The sequence below is a fragment of the Acinetobacter pseudolwoffii genome (assembly GCF_002803605.1).
Lineage (GTDB): Bacteria > Pseudomonadota > Gammaproteobacteria > Pseudomonadales > Moraxellaceae > Acinetobacter > Acinetobacter pseudolwoffii.
This window is the reverse complement of sequence record NZ_PHRG01000003.1, coordinates 45,228-63,360: the sequence shown is the minus strand read 5'-3', so window position 1 is coordinate 63,360 and position 18,133 is coordinate 45,228. Positions and strand designations below refer to the sequence as shown.

The following is an 18,133-nucleotide window of genomic DNA, read 5'->3' as shown; positions in this document are numbered from 1 at the left end:
CCAATCAGGGACTTTTTAGTATTTTAGCTTTACAGTTTTTCAACCAGAATACGATCAACCTGTTTTAGGCCAGTCGTCTTTTCATGGTTTTTACGACGGACTTTGATGACTTTTTCTTCCGCGAGTTCTTGCAGCATTAACTCAACCGCCATCATGGCCTCAAGAGGTAAATCCTGCCCGATCCATTTCTGTTCGCCTGCATCCATCAGAGTAATTTCTTCGCTAATTTGCTCGTACAAGCTCATGTTCATCTCACTTTTTTGCATTCAATTATCAAGAGAACTCTTCAACTCTTGTCACATGAAAACAGAGCTAAAAAGACCAAAAACAAAAAGACGCCCCAAAACTGGGACGCCATTTTAAACTTTTAAGGGGCTGATTAAGCAGTAATTTCTTTTACTGCTGCAACAACGGCTTCAGTGGTAATACCAAAGTGCTGGAACAAGTCTTTTGCAGGTGCAGATTCACCATAAGTACTCATACCAATCACGCGACCATCTAGACCAACGAATTTCCACCAATAATCTACATGCGCTGCTTCAACCGCAACACGCGCACGAATATTGGATGGAAGAACCGCTTCACGGTACGCTGCATCTTGCTTCATGAATTCTTCAGCACATGGCATAGACACGACACGCACGCCCTCAAGCTGTGCATAAGCTTCCATTGCCAAAGCAACCTCTGAACCTGTTGCAATAATAATCGCTTTTAATTCGCCTTTTTCTTCAGCCAATACATAACCACCTTTCGCAGCGTTCTCAATTTGTGTTTGAGTACGAGTTTGGAAAGCTAAGTTTTGACGAGAGAAGATTAACGCTGTCGGACCCTCAGAACGAGTCAATGCAGACTTCCAAGAAATTGCAGCTTCAACGGTGTCACATGGACGCCAGGTATTCAGGTTTGGTGTACCACGTAAAGATGCAATTTGCTCGATTGGCTGATGCGTAGGACCATCTTCACCTAGACCAATAGAGTCATGTGTGTACACATGAATCACACGTTGCTTCATCAAGGCAGACATACGTACTGCATTACGTGCATATTCCATAAACATCAGGAATGTAGCCACATAAGGAATGAAACCGCCATGCAGCGCAACACCATTGGCGATTGCAGTCATACCGAATTCACGCACGCCATAATGTACGTAGTTACCCGCTGCATTGTCTTGTACACCTTGCGCACCTTTCCACAGCGTCAGGTTAGAACCAGCCAAGTCCGCAGAACCGCCTAGAACTTCTGGCAATAATGGAACCAGTGCTTGCAATGCATTTTGGCTTGCTTTACGTGTCGCGATGGTTTCAGCTTTAGCATTCACTTCAGCGATATAAGCATCTGCTTTTGCAACGAAGTCCGCTGGCAAATCACCTGACATACGGCGTTTTAGCTCTGCCGCTTCAGTCGGATATTTTGCAGCATAGGCAGCAAATGTTTCATTCCACGCTGCTTCAGTTTTAGCGCCCTTGTCTTTGGCATCCCAAGCTGCATACACATCTTCAGGAATAACAAATGCTTCGTCAGTCCAGCCTAATGCTGCACGCGTCAAGACAATTTCATCATGCCCGAGTGGCGCACCATGGCTGTCTTCTTTACCTTGCTTGTTTGGTGAACCCAAACCAATCACTGTTTTACAAATAATGATGGTTGGCTTAGCAGTTTCAGCTTTAGCTGCTAAAGTTGCAGCACGAAGTGCTTCGCTATCATGACCATCTACTTTAAGTACTTGCCAGCCGTAAGCCAAGAAGCGTTGTTCGGTATCGTCAGAGAACCAGCCTTCTACTTCACCATCAATCGAGATGCCATTGTCGTCATAATAGGCAATTAACTTACCAAGACCTAAGGTACCTGCCAATGAACACACTTCATGTGAAATACCTTCCATCAGGCAGCCATCGCCCAGGAAGCAGTAAGTAAAGTGATCCACAACCTGAAGGTCATCTTTATTAAATTGTGCGGCTAAGGTTTTTTCAGCCAGCGCAAAACCAACAGCATTGGCGATCCCTTGACCTAGAGGACCAGTCGTCGTTTCAATCCCAGGTGCATAACCCAATTCCGGGTGACCAGGTGTTTTAGAATGAAGTTGACGGAATGCTTTAAGATCTTCAATCGAAAGATCGTAGCCCGTTAAATGAAGAAGCGCATATTGAAGCATAGAGCCATGGCCATTTGATAATACAAAACGGTCACGGTTTGCCCAATTCGGGTTGGTCGGGTTGTGGTTCATGAATTCACGCCAAACCACATCAGCGATATCTGCCATCCCCATTGGAGCACCTGGATGTCCTGAGTTTGCTTTTTGCACAGCATCCATTGCCAATACACGAATTGCGTTTGCAATACGACGTTCATTAAGCGGGGTTGTCATAAATCAGAGTCCAAAATATTCAGAAATAGGAAATGATGAAAAGACTTTCAAAACTGCTGTCTATTGTCTTAAAAAAACAGCGAGGGGTAAAGACTAACCAACAATATTTATCAGTTTATTGAGTGTCTCTGGCCTTATCGTACAATTATTCCACATTTCTTCTTCGGCTTCGGTTCTCTCTGCTGGTTTTTAGCTTAAATTATTCTAAATCTCACCGCTGAAATAATGTTCTGTATCTAGCATTTAAGCTGATAGACAGGATTGAATTTATGCTGATTTTTTCTCTCTTTCATATGACTCACATCAGTATTTATGAAGAAAATCTATACAATTAACTAAACTAGTCATGATGTAATTTATACTAAATTTTATAAAATATTGGCAGGATTTTTTGATATACAGGTGAAATCCAATTTGCTTAGGCTAATTCTCAACTTCGCGAGACTTATTGTCCCTGACAGTCTTTAGGCAAATAGCGCTGCTGAATATCAGTGGAATAACATTTGCCACTATGAACATCAAAAGCGACTGATTTCCCGCGAATCGCAGCATCGACTCCCTGCTCTTGTATCTTGAACTCTATCCGGCACGCGGCATTAATGATCACTTTTTCGATATACTGACCATGCCCACCAATCTCGCGTCCGGCATCACAGTGCTGATCTGAAGCAATAAACTGGGTTCGGTATGCTCCAGCCTGTTCAAACACTTCTGCTAATTGATTACGCACGACATAAGCGTGATAACTCATAAAAGCCATCGTCATTAAAATCATGATGATGATGAGCACGATCAGCACTTCAATCAGGGTAAATGCCTTTTGATACATGATTTCTGATCTCCGTACAGTCTTGCTCCAAGAAGTCCATAGCAAAAGATATCGCCATTCCTAACCAGCTAATGTGGAAGACTTAGCGCTAATATGAAGACACGCTTAAACATCGACAAGACAGTTGGTCGTAAGGCGCACAGTCTGAATCTGCTTTATTGATGTAATGATCACTTGCTTAAGTAAATTTTGAATTTTGAGCTTTGTATTTTTTCTATCGTCTATTTTTTAAGATTTAATCGGAAATCTAAGCATTTAATTTTCTGAGAGCCTGAGGGATTAAAATATTGTTGCTTCATATTCCTCAATCAATAATGCTGCCTAAATAGACATATCAATTTTTTTAATTCTATTAATCAATTAAAAACACAATAATTTGAAACAATTTCGACCAATTTTGTCGTGTTAAGCTAGTCCTAGAGCGCAACTCGATGTAACATATCGGGTCTTTAAAATTAACTGTGATAGGACTATGCGCGAGTACGCTGTATTTACTTCGGAATCTGTAAGCGAAGGCCATCCAGATAAAATGGCTGACCAAATCAGTGACGCTATTTTGGATGCAATCTTAAAAGAAGACCCTTATGCACGGGTTGCTTGTGAAACGCTTGTAAAAACAGGTGCGGTTGTACTTGCCGGTGAAATCACAACGACGGCCAATATCGATTTTGAAGCGGTAGTACGCCATACCGTGAACGGTATTGGTTATCACCATTCTGATCTGGGTTTTGATGGTTCGACCTGTGCCGTAATCAACATGATTGGCAAACAGTCACCTGAAATTGCTCAGGGTGTAGACCGTCAGAAACCTGAAGATCAAGGTGCCGGCGACCAAGGTCTCATGTTTGGTTATGCCAGCCGTGAAACTGACGTTTTAATGCCTGCGCCAATTACCTATGCACATCGCTTAATGGAAAAACAAGCAGAGCTTCGTCGTAATGGAACTTTGCCTTGGTTACGCCCAGATGCGAAAAGCCAAGTGACCTTTGCTTATGAAAATGGCAAACCTGTTCGTTTAGATGCTGTGGTTTTGTCGACTCAACACGATCCTGAAATTTCACAAGCCAATCTTAAAGAAGCTGTGATTGAAGAAATCGTGAAGAAAATCATTCCTGCCGATATGTTCCATGCAGAGACCAAATTCCACATCAACCCAACGGGTATGTTCGTGATTGGCGGCCCTGTCGGTGACTGTGGTTTGACAGGTCGTAAAATTATCGTAGATACCTACGGTGGTATGGCGCGTCATGGCGGTGGTGCTTTCTCTGGCAAAGATCCATCTAAGGTTGACCGTTCTGCTGCCTATGCAGGGCGTTATGTAGCAAAAAATATCGTTGCGGCTGGTCTTGCAGACAAGTGTGAAATCCAGGTGTCTTATGCGATTGGTGTTGCTGAACCTACTTCAATTTCAATCAACACTTTTAATACTGCAAAAGTATCTGAAGAATTGATTATTGCCTTGGTTCGTGAGCACTTTGACCTACGCCCATATGGCATTACCCGCATGCTGGATCTGATTCAGCCAATGTATAAGCAGACTGCGGCTTATGGTCATTTTGGCCGTGAAGGCTCTGATACGGCCTTTACTTGGGAAAAAACCGACAAAGTGGAAGCGCTTAAAGCCTCTGCTGGTCTCTAATTTTCTCTTTAAAAAGCCCGCACCCTGCGGGCTTTTTTTATGACTGGGATTTTATTGCTTAAAATCATCTTTTTTATACGACTGACAGCTTAAATCGCAAGATTAATAATATACCCTGTTCACCTCCATCATCCTTGAATGCTTATTAAATTAGAAATTTCTTAGTTTCTGGATCTGACTCATCTAATACACTTAAAACAACTTATTAAATAAGTTATGAGCGAGTTAAAGCAGCATAAGTATTGAAAAAAGTTACAGTTAATCAACAAATTTTGATCTATTTTCTAGCATAAACTTTAAGAAATGACTGTTAAATTAGTTGGCAGCTATACAACAACAAGGGATATTACTCGATGAATAAATTAATGATTGCTTTAGGTTTAGTGGCAACTGTTGCCTTGGTCGGCTGTAACAAAGATAAAGCACCTGAAACCGGGGCAACGACAGGTGAGCATTTAGAAAATGCAGCAGATCAAGCCGGTCATGATATGCAAGATGCAAGCCGTGAAGCTGCGGTAGACACTGAAAGAGCCTTGGATAATGCAGCGGAAAATACAGCTCAAGCAGCTGACGAAGCTGCTGCTGCAACGTCTCGAGCAGCAGATGCTACTGCTGAAGCAGCACGAAAAGCCACTGCGGCCACTGCAGCTGCGGTTGAAGAAGGTGCTGGCAATGTTCGAGAAAAAGCTGAAAACTGATTTTAGCTCTCAGTTTAATGCTTAAAAAGCCTGCGATTCAATTTGCAGGCTTTTTTATGTACTTCATTTGAAAACCCAGAAACTCAAAAATGCTCGATACTGATCTATCGGCATAAAACCATACGATTAAATCTGCAATTTATTTAAGCTGCTTAAGTGTAGAGAATTACAGAATAATGAGATGTTCCATTAGATTTATTTTTATAATTCACTCCCAAAAATCAGATAAAGTGATAAAACTTATCAACTATAAGAATGACTTAATACTCACTCATTGGCCAAAATGGGCTGCATTTAAGCTGAAATTCAGTAGAATACCAGCCTTTATTTTTAAAATTTAATCTCCCATGTCAGTCATTGCTGCTGCTTCCCAACGGTCGAATATTTCGGTCTGGGTGGCTTTTATTTTACTTGTAATCGGTACAATCGGTGCCTATCAGATCGTTGGCTTAAATCAGGCTCTGTTATTTTTAATCGGTGGTGCGCTAGGCATGACCCTGTACCATGCCTCATTTGGTTTTACCTCGAGTTGGCGCGTCTTTATCAAGGAACGTCGCGGTCGTGGTCTTCGTGCACAAATGATTATGCTCGCTCTAGCAGTATTGTTATTCTTCCCCGCTTTAGGTGCGGGTGAATTGTTTGGCAACCCGGTCACAGGTAACGTCAGTCCTGTTTCCATGTCAGTCATGATTGGTGCCTTTATTTTCGGCATCGGCATGCAGCTCGGTGGCGGTTGTGCATCGGGTACGCTGTATACCGTGGGTGGTGGTAGTGCACGTATGCTGGTAACACTCTTGTTCTTCTGTATCGGCTCTGTGATTGCAACCTCACACTTAGACTGGTGGTTTGCTTTGCCGCATCTGGAACCTATTTCTCTGGTACAGAGTTTAGGGGTGATGCCTGGATTGCTGCTGAGCTTTGTTATTTTTGCACTGATTGCTGCGGCGACTGTTTATTTCGAAAAGAAACGTCATGGTCGTCTGGAAGTAGAACCAAGCAGTGAGCATCAAGGCTGGAAACGCTTTATTCGTGGTCCATGGCCTCTGATTTGGGGCGGGATTATTCTGACCCTGCTCAACTTTGCGACGTTGGCACTTGCAGGTCGTCCTTGGGGCGTGACTTCTGCCCTGGCAGTTTGGGGTGCAAAAGGCGCCACTTTAGTGGGTGTTGATGTAACTGCATGGGATTATTGGCAGAAAGCTGGCAATGCCAAAGCACTTACAGAGTCGTTGTGGTTTGATATTACCTCGATGATGAACTTTGGCATCATGCTCGGTGCTTTGCTGGCAGCCAGTCTGGCTGGTAAATTTGCCCCGAATTTCAACATTCCGAAACGCTCGCTCATTGCTGCTGTTGTCGGTGGCATCATGCTCGGCTATGGTGCACGCCTGGCTTATGGCTGTAATATTGGTGCGTATTTCAGTGGCATCGCTTCAGGCAGTTTACATGGCTGGTTATGGCTGGTGTTTGCCTTTATCGGTAATGGTATTGGGGTGAAACTTCGTCCAATTTTCTTCCCGGAAGAAAAACCACAAGCTGAAAAAATTACAGGTTGTTAATTATTTAAACTAAAAAGCCCATCTTAATGATGGGCTTTTTTATCTTTAAGATTTAAAGCGCGGCTTTTAAATTACAACCATAACCCATGGTCTGCTGAACCTGACGATAAGTGGTATAGCGATCCAGAATAAAAGTATAGAAGTGATCGGCATTCGAAAAATTGTCTTTTAGATTTTCATTGGCAGCATTCGGCAATTGGATGTCATCGACCAGTTCCAGATTATAATGCCCCAAACGATACATATCGGCAAAATAAGCATTCATCATATCGCAATAGGCAATTTTACTTGGTTTTAATGCCGTACTGCTGACCAAATGACGGTTTAAAGTTTGCAGATTGTTCACATCTAAAGGAAACTGGTGTGAGAAAGCAATACTTTCTAGTTTTTTAAATTTCTGAAAATCCTGAGCCAATTGGCTATTGAGTGCATCAAAACGTTGCTGCAATTCCTGCGCTGTCTGAACCTGATATTTGACTGGATCGACGACCGGTTTTTGTGGCTCTTTCGAGCATGCGGTTAATCCAATGAGCAGCGCCAATGACGTTAGCCATACCTTCATATCTATGCACTCAATCTAAATATAAACGCTTATTATGCCTGAAAGATGCCAGATGTACTGTTTAAAGTGTTTTCTCATTCATATAACGCCAGTAGCGTTTCGGCACATATTGAATATGCAGTTTCATATTGTTACGTGTCTGAATATTCACACTATTAAAATAATCTTTCCAGAGCTGATCATACAGCCATTCATCATCATCCAGTTCGATACTGAATGACTGACTGTGCCCAATCTGGATTTGTGAATCAATTGCTTCAGCATTCATCTCGACCTGATGTACCTGCTCTAAATCATAATAAATCCCATAATTGCGCAGCTCATCATAAATCAGCCAGGATTGATCCTGATAGCGCTCCTGAAAATGTCGGGAAATAATCGGTAGAACATTAAAGTCTGGCTTAACCAGACTCAGGAATAGTCCATCCTTGGCCTTTTTAAAGCGTACAAAAGCCTCCATACGGTGCTTTTCCCGTCCGACTTGCTTGGCCCATTGCGACATACCGATAACCGCATGATGACCATAATCTTTATCGACAGGTCGCTGGTTTTTAAATACATAAACCGCGAAATCAAATAGAATCTGAAACGCTGCTTCTTGTTCCGACAGAAAAGTATAGTAAAAAGTACGCAAGCTGCTGGAGGAGACTTTTTGCTTGAGCCCCTGCCAGACCCGCTGTCCATGCTCATCATTAGAGCTAACATAAATAAATTCATCAAACAGGCCATTTTGTGCTTGTGGATTGGCAGTGATGCGGGCATTCAGTTCCTTAAACTCAAAAGCCCGAAATACACAACTGAGCAAGCCGGTCATGCTGCCATCAAAACAGTAACAGGCCATCAGAATGCCAGTCCAAGCTGTGGTGAAAGCTGCTGCTGATATTTAGATTGGCCAGACTGTAAAATTTGCTGACGGATCTGATGCGATTGCTGATCTTTCTTAAATTTTGGCGTATCAGCACAGCGGATAAAATGCTGTGCGCGGTTATATGCCACACCCATGCGTTTTAGCTGATCGATATGAATCTGACCAAAACGGCGTGCCTGTACAATTTTTTTGGCCGAACGTACCCCAATACCCGGTACACGCAAAATTATTTTATAGTCGGCACGGTTAATATCAACTGGAAAAGCTTCAGGATGTCGCAAGGCCCAGCTGAGTTTGGGATCAATATCCAGATCCAGATTCGGATGCTGGTCATCGACAATTTCATCGGCAGAAAATTCATAAAAACGCATTAACCAGTCGGATTGATATAGACGGTTTTCTCTTAACAAAGGCGGCGCTGAACCAACAGCCGGTAAGGCTTTTTCTTCAGGGTTAATCGGAATATAGCCGGAAAAATACACCCGTTTCAGCTTAAATTCCTTGTAATGCCGATCGGCCATTAAAATAATGTCTTGGTCAGTTTCGCTATGTGCGCCTACCACCATCTGTGTGGTTTGTCCGGCAGGTACAAATTTTGGCACCGATTTAATCAATTTGCGTTCATCTTTGAGCTGGATCAGTCGATCCCGCACAATCCCCAAATCTTTTTGTACTTCGGTATGGGTTTTTTCAGGCGCAAATTTCTGTAATCCGGCTTCAGTCGGCATTTCCAGATTAATACTCATGCGGTCTACGTATAGTCCGGCTTCGGTAATGATTTCCTGAGATGCACCCGGAATGGTTTTCAAATGAATATAGCCATTAAAGTTTTCTTCTAGTCGCAGTTTTTTCACCACCTGTAGCATCCGCTCCATGGTGTGATCCGCCGATTTGAAAATGCCCGAGCTTAAAAACAGACCTTCAATATAATTACGGCGGTAAAAGTTCATGGTCAAATCCACCACTTCCTGCACGGTAAATGCTGCTCGCTTGACGTCATTGGAACGGCGCGAAACACAATAAGAGCAATCAAAAATACAGACATTGGAAAATAGAATTTTCAGCAAGGAAACGCAGCGGCCATCTTCGGTATAGCTATGACAAATACCATTGCCGGTATTTCCTACCCCTTTGTCTTTATTTTTACGATTACTTCCACTGGATGAACAGGACACATCATACTTGGCAGCATCGGCTAAAATTTGCAGTTTTTCACGGATACGATCAGACATGAGCTCAGAAAGATTTGACCAAAATGTTATTATAAAGTCTTCAATTGCAGCGCTATAGTTGATCTGTCTGGCTAGCGACATAGCGTGTCGTGAGAAATGTAAATGACAGCTAAGCAAAGTTTAAGTATTTCAAAATAAAATAACCAATATGATTTGCTTAATTTTGAACTCAAGGGCAAAGTAAAAACATAACAAGGAGCAAATCTATGTCTTTATTAGAAAATCTCGGAATTAAACATCCTATTTTCTTGGCGCCGATGGCAGGTGTCTCTACAGCTGAACTTGCAGCTGAAGTGTCCAATCAAGGCGGCTTGGGTTCACTCGGTTTGGGAGCCAGCAGTATCGAGGCAGCACGACAACAGATTTTAAAAACTCAAGAATTGACAGACTGCCCTTTTCAGGTGAATTTTTTCTGTCATGACAGTGTGCCCCTAGATGAAGCTGTCGCGCAGGCATGGATCGCACAGTTTAAAAATAAATTTATTGAATATGGGGCGCAGCCACCCGAGCATTTAAACTGTATTTATCCGAGCTTTAAAGACAATGATGACTTCCTGAATCTGGTGCTGGAAACCAAACCACGGGCGGTCAGTTTTCATTTTGGCATTCCGCATCCGCATCAGATTCAAGCCTTAAAACAGGCAGGAATTTTAACCATGGTTTCTGCGACCAATTTTGCCGAAGCCAAAGCCATCGAAGCTGCCGGAATTGATATTATTATTGCCCAAGGCATTGAAGCCGGCGGTCATCGTGGAATTTTCAGTACCAAATTCGATGCTTCGGTCAAAACCTCTAATCTGGTGAAACTGATCAAACAGCATTGTTCCCTGCCGATTGTAGCGGCAGGCGGGATTATGGACGGCCAACAGGCAAGACAAATGCTGGATTTCGGTGCCGATGCCGTGCAACTTGGCACTGCATTTGTACAGTGCAAATCGTCCAATGCCAACGAGGCTTATCGTAAAGCCCTGCTTTCCAAGCCACTCACTCAAGTCAGTGCCAGTATTTCCGGTCGCCCTGCTCGCGGAATCATCAACCACTGGCATATAGATGTCGACACACCCGATCGTCTGGATGTGCCGGCTTATCCTTATACCTATGATCTGGCCAAGCAATTACATGCTGCTGCAGCCAAACAAGACGATCAGGGTTATGGCGCGTTCTGGGCAGGCTCAAATGTGGCACAAATTCGTGAAATGGAAGCGTCTGATCTGATCAATCAGCTGGTGCTGGAAATGAAACATCTCTAAAATTTATCAGCATAAAAAACCTCTCTAATTAGAGAGGTTTTTTATTCAGTCGGACTTAGCGGGTAAGTCGATGCCAGGCATCTTTGACTGCAAACTTGGCTTCTTCCCAATTTAAGCGGGATTCACCTTTCACCTGTTCCCACTTGGTCCGTAGTTCAGGTTCCGCATGATCAAAATCTGTATCACGATCATACATGGCACGGTTTTCATAACCTACGCGATAAGCGCCGCGATAGTCACGATCATAGTCTAGATCGCTGTAGGTATTCCGCGTTTCATTAAAATACGGGCGATTATGATACTCATCGCGCCAGTAATTATCTTCGGCAATCAACTGGTCGGGATGCTGATAATTATCTGCCTCACTTCGAACTTCTGGATGCTGGTAGTTATCTGCCTGTTTTTGGCGATCTGATGTTGCAATATCATTACCGGCAATGCCACCAACCACACCACCGATAATGCCGCCCACCACTGCACCTGGAGGACCACCGACCAGACCTGCAACGGCCCCTACAGCAGCACCACCTACTGTACCCGCACCGGTCGCGGCCAGATTATCTTTGCCTTCATTCATATCTGGCACATTCGGATTATCTTTTTCAGGAGTATTTAAATCCGGACGTGCATTGGCATCAGTAGGATCTATATTTAAGCCTTCACTGCGTTCTTGTGGCAATTCCGTTGACGTTTTATGGCTAAATTCTGTGACTGGACGATTGGTATTTGTCATTACAGATCTCCCTTGACGATGACTACAAACAAGAAGGATCACCTCCTGTTCATATTAGATGAATCCATCATAGAACAAGTTTAAGTAAGCAATGTCCAAGTCCTGTCCGGTTTAAGTCAACAAAATGTTGTGCTATGTATTTGACCGGCTGAAGTGTAAACAGCGTGCTAAAATCGACGCGCTCAAGATAAAAAAGGTAGTGTTTTCACACAAAATATATTTCTTGATTGCGTCCTACTAGCCTGCCATCATTTGGTCTCTAATAAATTGACCTGTTCGACCTGAACATCACTCATGGTTGAGCCATGTTCAAGTAAAGTATTAAAATAATCTTCTACTACACGATATTGATCAGCTGTATTTTCTACCTGATACATGCCCTGACGAAACTCGTTGCTTGAACGCAGACCTTTGGTATACCAGGCAATATGTTTCCGGGAAATTCGGCAACCGGAATACTCGCCATAAAACTCATATAGCTCAGCCAAATGTCCCAATAGAACATCCTTAACTTCTGTAATACTCGGCGCATCCAGATATTGGCCAGTTTTTAAATAATGGGCAATTTCACGAAAAATCCAGGGACGACCTTGTGCTGCACGTCCGATCATGATGGCATCTGCACCGGTATAATCCAGTACGTATTTGGCTTTTTCAGGACTGTCAATATCTCCGTTGGCAATCACGGGAATATTCAACATGTCTTTTACATCTTTAATGAGTGAATAACGGGCGGTATTTAAATACATATCTTCACGGGTACGGCCATGTAAAGCCAGCGCCGCAATTCCGGCATCTTCCGCACGTTTTGCCACCCGCATGATATTTTCATGACCATTTAAATACCCCAGACGGGTTTTTAAAGTCACCGGCACATCGACCGCAGCCACGACGGTATCCAAGATACGGGCAACTAAATCTTCATCCTGTAGCAAGGCTGAACCGGCTAATCGATTACAGACCTTTTTGGCTGGACAGCCCATATTAATATCAACAATTTGTGCACCATTGGCCACCTGATAACGCGCAGCCTCGGCCAGATCTTGTGGATCTGAACCGGCAATCTGGGCTGAGATGGGTGCCAGCTCCCCATCAAAATTGGCACGGTAGAGACTTTTTTTGCTCATACGCAAAGTTTTGTCTGAGGTCATCATTTCACTGACCGCATGACCTGCACCAAAATACTTGCACAAGGTTCTAAACGGACGGTCAGTCACACCTGCCATGGGGGCGACAATCAAATTGTTTGACAGTTGATATGGACCAATATACATATAAATTCATCACTTTTTTGATGGGCATAGTATACTGCATCTGCCTTATTCGCTCATCTTTTCAATTAATTTACCACACCATGAATAAAACTTTTGCTGATTGTTTTTCTGTTAAGTCATTGTCTGTACTTGCACTTTCTCTGGGTCTTGCCGGCTGTGGCAACGGTTCATGGTGGTCAAAAGATGATGAACCGACACTTGAAGTTGAACATATTCGTAAAGCAATTCCGAGTCGGGTAAATCAGCGTGAGTCCTGGGCACAAGATATTTACGACATCACCGAACAGCTGGGTATTCCTCAAACCAAGGAAAATGTCTGCACGATTGTGGCCGTGGTCGATCAGGAATCCAATTTTGTGGCAGACCCTACAGTACCAGGTCTGGGAGAAAAAGCGGTTAAAGAAGTTCAGGATCGTCTTGAAGAAAAATTTAAAGATAAACTCGGACAAGCAATCGGTGGAACAGTTGCGGGATATTTCCAGGAAGTACTCAAGAACCATCCAAGCCCAGAAGATAACTATTTAAGCCAGATGCGCCGGGTAAAAACCGAACGGGAACTGGATGAGTTATATCGTGAAATATTTGACTATATGTCGAAGCATTACCATGTCAGCGCACTGACCGGTGCTGCAAAACTGGTCGGCCAGAACATTGGCGAGAAAATGAATCCGATTACCACTTTGGGTTCAATGCAAGTGCATATTAGTTATGTCAAGGAATATAAACGTCAAGGTGGCAACATCGCAGCCTTACGCTCCGATGTCTATACGCAATATGGCGGCCTATATTACGGGATTCATCGTCTAATGATGTATCCTGCAGATTATGACAAACCGATCTACCGTTTTGCAGACTATAACTCGGGCATGTATTCCAGCCGGAATGCCGCTTTTCAGAGCATGCTCAATGATTTAACTGAAGCTGAACTCGATCTGGATGGCGATTTATTACTCTATAACAAAGATGGCGCGATCCGTTCGCAGAAGAGTCAATCCGAGCGCGAGCTGATTAGTGTATTTGCGAAAAATAATTTTATTATTACCGAACGTCAAATCCGCGCCGATTTAAAGAAAGAAAAAGAGAAAGATTTTGAAGATACCATGACCTATCGTGGGATCAGCAAGCTCTATCAGGAAAAAACAGGCAAAGATCCGATGTATGCAATCATGCCGGAAGTGGTCATTTCCGGACCAAAACTGAGTCGTGATTACAATACCAACTGGTTTGCCACCCGTGTCGATGGTCGATATCAAACATGCATGCGCAAAATCAAACACCTAAAACTCTAGCCTTATTTGATTTTGATGGCACCCTGTATACAGACGACAGTTTTACCGGGTTCATTTTCTATGCCTTGAAAAAACGGCATATTTTAAGACGCGGCATTCGTCTCCTGCCCTGGATTCAGGCCTATTATCTGAAGCTGTACCCTGCCCATGCGATGCGTCCAAAATTGTATGGCAACATGTTTAAGGACAGCGATGCAGAAGAAATTTTACAACTGGCGCAGGACTATGCCCAGCAGCTGGTCTTTAAGTTTAATCCAAAACTGTTGCAGCAACTTCGGCAACATCAGCAACTGGGTCATGAGATCGCGCTGGTTTCAGCATCACTGGATTTATACTTGAAACCGGTCTGTACCTATTTAAATATCGATTTACTGTGTAGCGAAGTTGAAATCAAAGCTGGAAAAATAACAGGATTTTATCAGACTCCAGATTGTAGTAATGCGCAGAAGAAACTGAGAATTCTAGAAAAATATCGTCTGGAAGATTATGCTGAAATTTATGCTTATGGGAATAGCAAGGAAGATATAGAAATGCTCAGTCTGGCGCAGCAAAGCTATTTTGAGGGTCAAGATCAACAGCTTCCAAAAATTAATATTTCAGCTCATTCGATGCCATATTAGTCCTTTCCATTCTATAGGGTTAACCAACTAAATGCCTTTAGACAACGCTATAAATGGCAGATTAACTTTTTTACTTTATGCCTTGAAATCATCTTAAATAGCTTCGCAATCAGGGCTTTTACTTCCTGTAAGTATTAGCCTCCTAAATAAAAAAACCACTTCAAATGAAGTGGTTTTTTAGCTTTAAGAAAAATTATTTCTTAAACGGAAATGCATATTTCACAATACGTTTGATCACACTGCCGTACTGTTTTACCAGACTGGCATTGTTGTAGTTCAAACCATATTTTTCACACACCGCCTGAACTTTTGGCGCCATTTGGCGATAACGACGGGCAGGCACATCAGGATACAGATGATGTTCAATCTGGTGACTTAAATGACCCGTCAAGATATGGAATGCTTCAGAACCGGTCAGGTTAGATGAACCACGAATCTGGCGCATATACCAGTGACCACGGCTCTCATTTTGCAGTACCGATTTCGGGAACACCTCTACATCTTTGGTAAAGTGGCCACAGAAAATAATACTGAACGTCCAGATATTACGCAGACCATTGGCCACCATATTGCCGGTTAAAACCGGTAAAGCCGCAGGACCCGCGATGAGTGGGAAGAATACATAATCTTTAAACAGCTGTTTACCGATTTTGCTCTGCATTGGACGCCATTCTTCTTTGGTCTGCTCTTTGCTTTTACGGCCTTTGAAGTATTTACCCAATTCAAGATTCTGAATCGCAACACCCCACTGGAACAGCAAACAGAATGGCACTGCATAAATTGGTTGTAGTAAATAACCCGGTTTCCAGCGCTGTTCCGGGAACAGACGCAATAGACCATAACCGATATCATCATCCATACCTTTAATATTGGTATAAGTATGATGTTTAAAGTTATGGGTTTGACGCCAGTTATCCGAAGTACCTACGATATCCCATTCATAGGTCTGACCATTCATTTTAGGATCATTCATCCAGTCATACTGACCATGCATGACATTGTGACCCAGTTCCATGTTTTCCATGATTTTGGCAAAGCCTAATAGACCTGTGCCTAGCAACCATGCTGGTGGGAACCAGCCTGCAAACAATAGCGCACGACCGGCAATTGATGAATAACGGATGGTTGAATAGACACGACGGATATATTTCGCGTCTTTTTCACCTAAATCATCCAGCACTTCTTGCTTGATCGCATCAAGTTCACGTGCAAGTTCATCGAGTTCTACTTGTGATAATTCACGGTTTTTAGGATTTTTAAAATATTGAAATTTTACTGGCATATTCATAGGATAAAACTCGCTTATAGGTCGATGACTAGATCAGTCTGCGCTGAGTTAACACAAATTTTGAGCAGATTACCTGGCTCAGTATTTCGTGCGCCGTTTACCAAATTCTTGGTCGAACCTTCCACTTTATTGCAGGCGCATTTATTACAAATGCCCATACGGCAACCATGTGTCGGTTTGATATTTTGTTGTTCCAGACTCACCAAAATGGACTGGCCTTTTGGAATACTGACAATTTTTTTCGACTGAGTCAGGGTGACATTAATAAAGCCGATATCGGATTGATCCGCCAGACTCATGCTAAAGGCTTCACCCTTAAACTCTTTGGCTGAAGCAAACAGCTGCTCTGCAGTCGATACAAAACCTGACGGGCCGCAGCAATAGACCGTGCTATTTTCCAGATTTTGCAAATCTGTCAGATAAGTTTCATTCAGACGAGCTGCCGCAGCTTGTTCTTGCGTGGCATAAACATGAAATGAGAAATTTGCATGTTTCTGAGCAAGTTCTTCGAAACGTGCTTTAAATGCTGCATCCTGATGTTTTTTAACCCAGTACCACAAGCTCACTGGTGTTGATAATTCACCCTTTTTGCTCAGGCTTTCCAGCATGCTCAGCATTGGGGTAATCCCGCTGCCTGCTGCAAGCAAGATCAGTGGACTCGCCTGCTGAGGCACAGTCATATCGCCATAAGGCTGACCAAATTCGATGACATCACCCACTTGCGCCTGCTCTGCAAACCAGGTGCTGACTTTACCGGCATGGACTTTTTTCACAGTCAATAACACATGCTGGGCATCTACATGGGTCAAACTATAGCTACGTTCATAACGGATGCCCTTCACCACCACATAGACCGGATGGTGTTGCCCCGCTTTACCAAACTTAAATAAACGATTCACCTGAATTTTCAGACTCAGCATATCCTGTGCAGCATTTTCCTTGTGCACAATCTTGCCCAATGGCTGATTCAACGACCATATCGGATTGAGTTTCTGAATCCAGAAATTAATCGCATGCTGATCGACGACACTGTCAGACAGTGCATTCAACGGCATTTTAAGTTTTTGGAGTACATGCATCGTTATCGACATCATCTTGAGGTTTTGAATTATTATACACATGTATATATATTTGTATATACATGTGTATTGTTTCCATTCATTTCACAAGCCTGTCGTGCTCGGTTATAATCAAACGATTCATGCATGAACCTATTGATGAACGAGCCTTCAATGAAAATAAGCAGTGACGCATCTCTACTACAATCGAAAAGCATTGATGAGCCGATTATCGTACGGAGTGTCGGTCGCAAGGCCACCATTACCAAAGAAGAACTGTTTCAGGCAGCATTAAACCTGATTGGTCCACAAAAAAGTATTGCATCGTTGAGCCTGCGCGAAGTCGCACGTGAGGCCGGTATTGCGCCAAACAGTTTCTATCGTCATTTTAAAGATATTGATGAGCTGGCCATTGAGCTGATTGATCGTGCCGGGATTGTATTACGTCAGATTTTGCATGAAGCACGCTTAAAAGCCTCCCGACAAAGCAGTATTATTCGTAGTTCGGTCGAAATTTTTATTGCCCAGCTGGATGCAGATGAAGGCAATTTAAGCCTGTTATTGCGTGAAGGTTATACCGGTTCAAAATCGTATAAACAGGCTGTAGAACGCCAGTTAAATTATTTTCAGCAGGAATTGCAGGATGATTTGATTCGTCTGGAACGCCTGAATAATAGAAAGTTATTACATGCCGATATTGCCGCCAAAGCCATTACTCAACTGGTGTTTAACATGGGGGCCAATGTCATTGACATGCCGGCTGAAGACCGCCAGGAAATTGCCGAACAGACCATGCTCATGATTCGGATGATTCTGGAAGGCGCTCGCCATCTGGAAGATTCGCAGCTGCGTTAATTTTCCAATTT

Annotated in this window: 17 protein-coding genes; 7 read left to right on the top strand and 10 right to left on the bottom strand. The window is 43.1% G+C overall.

Annotated elements, in window-relative coordinates:
* Positions 1-29: 29 nt before the first annotated feature.
* From CWI32_RS07175 to CWI32_RS07165, 3 genes are all read right to left on the bottom strand, one after another.
* Positions 30-245 (bottom strand): hypothetical protein, encoded by a 216-nt coding sequence (locus CWI32_RS07175; RefSeq protein WP_005096650.1) that lies wholly within the window; start codon positions 243-245, stop codon positions 30-32.
* 134 nt (positions 246-379) lie between these two features.
* A complete protein-coding gene (tkt, locus tag CWI32_RS07170; RefSeq protein ID WP_100534964.1) occupies positions 380-2,368 on the bottom strand; it encodes a transketolase in 1,989 nt (662 codons plus the stop codon).
* Between the two features lie 445 nt (positions 2,369-2,813).
* Positions 2,814-3,197 carry a pilin gene (locus CWI32_RS07165; RefSeq protein WP_100534963.1) on the bottom strand — a complete coding sequence of 128 codons (384 nt, stop codon included), beginning with the start codon at positions 3,195-3,197 and terminating at the stop codon, positions 2,814-2,816.
* 472 nt (positions 3,198-3,669) lie between these two features.
* Here CWI32_RS07165 and metK point away from each other — a divergent pair, with 472 nt between their 5' ends.
* The 3 genes from metK (at position 3,670) to CWI32_RS07150 (ending at position 7,093) form a co-directional block, all read left to right on the top strand.
* Positions 3,670-4,836, top strand: coding sequence for a methionine adenosyltransferase (gene metK / locus CWI32_RS07160; protein WP_005096646.1), 1,167 nt, complete (start codon positions 3,670-3,672; stop codon positions 4,834-4,836).
* 353 nt (positions 4,837-5,189) lie between these two features.
* Positions 5,190-5,534 carry a hypothetical protein gene (locus CWI32_RS07155; protein ID WP_005096643.1) on the top strand — a complete coding sequence of 115 codons (345 nt, stop codon included), beginning with the start codon at positions 5,190-5,192 and terminating at the stop codon, positions 5,532-5,534.
* Between the two features lie 347 nt (positions 5,535-5,881).
* Entirely contained in the window at positions 5,882-7,093 is a 1,212-nt protein-coding gene (locus tag CWI32_RS07150) for a YeeE/YedE family protein (protein WP_074382887.1), read from the top strand.
* A 52-nt stretch (positions 7,094-7,145) separates the two neighbouring features.
* Here CWI32_RS07150 and CWI32_RS07145 read toward each other — a convergent pair whose 3' ends face one another.
* The 3 genes from CWI32_RS07145 to CWI32_RS07135 form a co-directional block, all read right to left on the bottom strand.
* Entirely contained in the window at positions 7,146-7,655 is a 510-nt protein-coding gene (locus tag CWI32_RS07145; protein ID WP_005096639.1) for a hypothetical protein, read from the bottom strand.
* Between the two features lie 61 nt (positions 7,656-7,716).
* Positions 7,717-8,496: a TIGR03915 family putative DNA repair protein gene (locus CWI32_RS07140; RefSeq protein WP_074382888.1), complete on the bottom strand. Its 780-nt coding sequence runs from the start codon at positions 8,494-8,496 to the stop codon at positions 7,717-7,719.
* On the bottom strand, positions 8,496-9,755 hold the full coding sequence (locus tag CWI32_RS07135) for a putative DNA modification/repair radical SAM protein (RefSeq protein ID WP_100534962.1): 1,260 nt from the start codon (positions 9,753-9,755) through the stop codon (positions 8,496-8,498). The genes CWI32_RS07140 and CWI32_RS07135 overlap by 1 nt, the downstream gene beginning before the upstream one ends.
* A gap of 206 nt (positions 9,756-9,961) precedes the next feature.
* Between CWI32_RS07135 and CWI32_RS07130 the strand changes: the two genes are divergently transcribed.
* On the top strand, positions 9,962-11,005 hold the full coding sequence (locus CWI32_RS07130) for an NAD(P)H-dependent flavin oxidoreductase (protein ID WP_100534961.1): 1,044 nt from the start codon (positions 9,962-9,964) through the stop codon (positions 11,003-11,005).
* 55 nt (positions 11,006-11,060) lie between these two features.
* Here the strand turns inward: CWI32_RS07130 and CWI32_RS07125 are convergent, their stop codons facing one another.
* Positions 11,061-11,738 carry a hypothetical protein gene (locus tag CWI32_RS07125; RefSeq protein WP_100357098.1) on the bottom strand — a complete coding sequence of 226 codons (678 nt, stop codon included), beginning with the start codon at positions 11,736-11,738 and terminating at the stop codon, positions 11,061-11,063.
* 248 nt (positions 11,739-11,986) lie between these two features.
* A complete protein-coding gene (gene dusB, locus CWI32_RS07120) occupies positions 11,987-13,012 on the bottom strand; it encodes a tRNA dihydrouridine synthase DusB (protein WP_100328724.1) in 1,026 nt (341 codons plus the stop codon).
* Positions 13,013-13,092: 80 nt separating this feature from the next.
* Between dusB and CWI32_RS07115 the strand changes: the two genes are divergently transcribed.
* Positions 13,093-14,301 carry a DUF1615 family protein gene (locus tag CWI32_RS07115; protein ID WP_005096631.1) on the top strand — a complete coding sequence of 403 codons (1,209 nt, stop codon included), beginning with the start codon at positions 13,093-13,095 and terminating at the stop codon, positions 14,299-14,301.
* Positions 14,268-14,921 (top strand): HAD family hydrolase, encoded by a 654-nt coding sequence (locus CWI32_RS07110; protein ID WP_100534960.1) that lies wholly within the window; start codon positions 14,268-14,270, stop codon positions 14,919-14,921. The genes CWI32_RS07115 and CWI32_RS07110 overlap by 34 nt, the downstream gene beginning before the upstream one ends.
* Positions 14,922-15,114: 193 nt before the next feature.
* Here the strand turns inward: CWI32_RS07110 and CWI32_RS07105 are convergent, their stop codons facing one another.
* Both CWI32_RS07105 and CWI32_RS07100 read right to left on the bottom strand, forming a co-directional pair.
* The gene (locus CWI32_RS07105; protein WP_100534959.1) at positions 15,115-16,209 is read right to left on the bottom strand and encodes a fatty acid desaturase family protein; all 1,095 of its coding nucleotides are present in this window, start codon (positions 16,207-16,209) and stop codon (positions 15,115-15,117) included.
* Positions 16,210-16,223: 14 nt separating this feature from the next.
* The gene (locus CWI32_RS07100; RefSeq protein ID WP_034608544.1) at positions 16,224-17,288 is read right to left on the bottom strand and encodes a flavin reductase family protein; all 1,065 of its coding nucleotides are present in this window, start codon (positions 17,286-17,288) and stop codon (positions 16,224-16,226) included.
* A gap of 153 nt (positions 17,289-17,441) precedes the next feature.
* Here CWI32_RS07100 and fabR point away from each other — a divergent pair, with 153 nt between their 5' ends.
* Positions 17,442-18,122 (top strand): HTH-type transcriptional repressor FabR, encoded by a 681-nt coding sequence (fabR, locus tag CWI32_RS07095; RefSeq protein ID WP_005096625.1) that lies wholly within the window; start codon positions 17,442-17,444, stop codon positions 18,120-18,122.
* Positions 18,123-18,133: the final 11 nt, after the last annotated feature.

Excerpts from the sequence above, each read along its gene's own strand:
- CWI32_RS07110 (WP_100534960.1), top strand. The coding sequence starts at position 14,268 with ATGCATGCGCAAAATCAAACACCTAAAACTCTAGCCTTATTTGATTTT.
- CWI32_RS07130 (WP_100534961.1), top strand. The coding sequence starts at position 9,962 with ATGTCTTTATTAGAAAATCTCGGAATTAAACATCCTATTTTCTTGGCG.
- CWI32_RS07125 (WP_100357098.1), bottom strand. The coding sequence starts at position 11,738 with ATGACAAATACCAATCGTCCAGTCACAGAATTTAGCCATAAAACGTCA.
- fabR (WP_005096625.1), top strand. The coding sequence starts at position 17,442 with ATGAAAATAAGCAGTGACGCATCTCTACTACAATCGAAAAGCATTGAT.
- CWI32_RS07105 (WP_100534959.1), bottom strand. The coding sequence starts at position 16,209 with ATGAATATGCCAGTAAAATTTCAATATTTTAAAAATCCTAAAAACCGT.
- CWI32_RS07150 (WP_074382887.1), top strand. The coding sequence starts at position 5,882 with ATGTCAGTCATTGCTGCTGCTTCCCAACGGTCGAATATTTCGGTCTGG.
- CWI32_RS07145 (WP_005096639.1), bottom strand. The coding sequence starts at position 7,655 with ATGAAGGTATGGCTAACGTCATTGGCGCTGCTCATTGGATTAACCGCA.
- dusB (WP_100328724.1), bottom strand. The coding sequence starts at position 13,012 with ATGTATATTGGTCCATATCAACTGTCAAACAATTTGATTGTCGCCCCC.
- CWI32_RS07165 (WP_100534963.1), bottom strand. The coding sequence starts at position 3,197 with ATGTATCAAAAGGCATTTACCCTGATTGAAGTGCTGATCGTGCTCATC.
- CWI32_RS07140 (WP_074382888.1), bottom strand. The coding sequence starts at position 8,496 with ATGGCCTGTTACTGTTTTGATGGCAGCATGACCGGCTTGCTCAGTTGT.
- tkt (WP_100534964.1), bottom strand. The coding sequence starts at position 2,368 with ATGACAACCCCGCTTAATGAACGTCGTATTGCAAACGCAATTCGTGTA.
- CWI32_RS07115 (WP_005096631.1), top strand. The coding sequence starts at position 13,093 with ATGAATAAAACTTTTGCTGATTGTTTTTCTGTTAAGTCATTGTCTGTA.
- CWI32_RS07155 (WP_005096643.1), top strand. The coding sequence starts at position 5,190 with ATGAATAAATTAATGATTGCTTTAGGTTTAGTGGCAACTGTTGCCTTG.
- CWI32_RS07175 (WP_005096650.1), bottom strand. The coding sequence starts at position 245 with ATGAGCTTGTACGAGCAAATTAGCGAAGAAATTACTCTGATGGATGCA.
- metK (WP_005096646.1), top strand. The coding sequence starts at position 3,670 with ATGCGCGAGTACGCTGTATTTACTTCGGAATCTGTAAGCGAAGGCCAT.
- CWI32_RS07100 (WP_034608544.1), bottom strand. The coding sequence starts at position 17,288 with ATGCATGTACTCCAAAAACTTAAAATGCCGTTGAATGCACTGTCTGAC.
- CWI32_RS07135 (WP_100534962.1), bottom strand. The coding sequence starts at position 9,755 with ATGTCTGATCGTATCCGTGAAAAACTGCAAATTTTAGCCGATGCTGCC.